The sequence below is a fragment of the Acidovorax sp. KPB24-07 genome (assembly GCF_057543315.1).
The window spans coordinates 1-1,337 of record NZ_BAAJYS010000650.1 but is presented as its reverse complement, the minus strand read 5'-3'; the positions used below and the strand labels follow the sequence as shown (position 1 = coordinate 1,337).

Below are 1,337 nucleotides of genomic sequence, written 5' to 3'. Positions count from 1 at the left end.
CTGCGCGCTGCCATGGCACCGCACGCGCCGGGCCGCATGGCGGCTGCGCCCAAGAAGGCCGCCGCGCCCAGCCCGAGCCAGCCGTCGCTCGCCATGGCGGGCGGCGGCAGCGAAGACGACTGGCAGAACTTCTGACCCGCCCCCCCCCGCACCGTCCATGGCCCATCGTCCCACCCCGGTACGATGGGCCACCGGCCCCCAACGGGACCCTTTTCTTCCTTCATTGCCTGCAAGAGATCCGCCATGGCCCTTTCCTCCTCTCCCACCGACACCACCGACACCGCCGCCGCCAATGCCGTCAGCCAGGGCGGCGAATTCCTCTCGTTCCGCCTGGGCGATGAGGAGTACGGCATCGGCATCCTCCAGGTACAGGAAATCCGCTCCTACGAGCCGCCGACGCGGCTGGCCGGTGCGCCCGACTTCATCAAGGGCGTGGTCGACCTGCGCGGCATCATCATTCCCATCGTGGACCTGCGCCTGCGGCTGCATTGCGCCAGCGCCGAGTACAACCACTCCACGGTGGTGATCGTGCTCAACGTCGGACAGCACACCGTGGGCGCGGTGGTGGACTCCGTCTCCGATGTGGTGGAGTTGACGGCGGAGATGATCCGCCCCGCGCCCCAGCTGTCCTCCAGCGTGGACGCCCAATTCATCCTGGGCCTGGGCAGCGTGAACGACCGCATGCTCATCCTCGTGGACATCGAGGGCCTGGTGGGCAGCGAGACGCTGGGCCGCATGCGGCCGACCGGCGTCAGCCCGGCCGCCGCGGCCGCTGCCGCGTTCATGGACTGATCGCCGGAGCGCCCTCGGCGCGGGGCTCCTGCGGGCCGCGGCGGGCACGGGTGAATAATCGCCGGGCGCGGCACCTTGCCGCCGCCTCCAGATCCATCCGCCAGCCCACCCAGGAGCCGCCCTTGATTCCCTCCATGCCCTCCCTGCGGCCCGTGCCTGCCGTCCGGCCGGCCGGCCCCACCATGGCCGCGCTGCTGACCTGTCTGTCCAGCGCCACGGCACTGCTGGGCACCGGTGCCGCCCTGGCGCAGGACAGCGTGGCCTCGCGCATCACCCAGGTCACCGTCTCCCCCGGCAGCGCCACCGTGGAGCGCACCGCGCGCGTGGCCGCCGGCGCCCGCAGCGCCGTGTTCCGCTGCCTGCCCGCCTCCATCGACACCGCCAGCCTGCAGATCGCCGCAGGCACCGGGGTGCGCGTGGGCGAATTCAAGATCACCACCGAAGACCGCGACGTGGCCGCCGGCTGCGCCAGCCCGCTGGACGGCCGCATCCAGGACCTGGAAGACCAGCTGGCCGCCGTGCGTGCCGAGACCGCCTCGCTGCAG

The 1,337-nt window shown here is 72.1% G+C and carries 2 protein-coding genes; both read left to right on the top strand.

The window, feature by feature from the left end; translation table 11 throughout:
- Positions 1–243 precede the first annotated feature (243 nt).
- Positions 244–792 (top strand): chemotaxis protein CheW, encoded by a 549-nt coding sequence (locus tag AC27IQ_RS24705; RefSeq protein ID WP_284431008.1) that lies wholly within the window; start codon positions 244–246, stop codon positions 790–792.
- 122 nt (positions 793–914) lie between these two features.
- Positions 915–1,337, top strand: a 423-nt coding sequence (locus AC27IQ_RS24700) for a DUF4140 domain-containing protein (RefSeq protein WP_487091175.1), incomplete at its 3' end; no start/stop codon positions are given.

Bases quoted from the DNA above. Each gene is read 5' to 3' on its own strand.
- AC27IQ_RS24705 (WP_284431008.1), top strand. From the start codon at position 244: ATGGCCCTTTCCTCCTCTCCCACCGACACCACCGACACCGCCGCCGCC.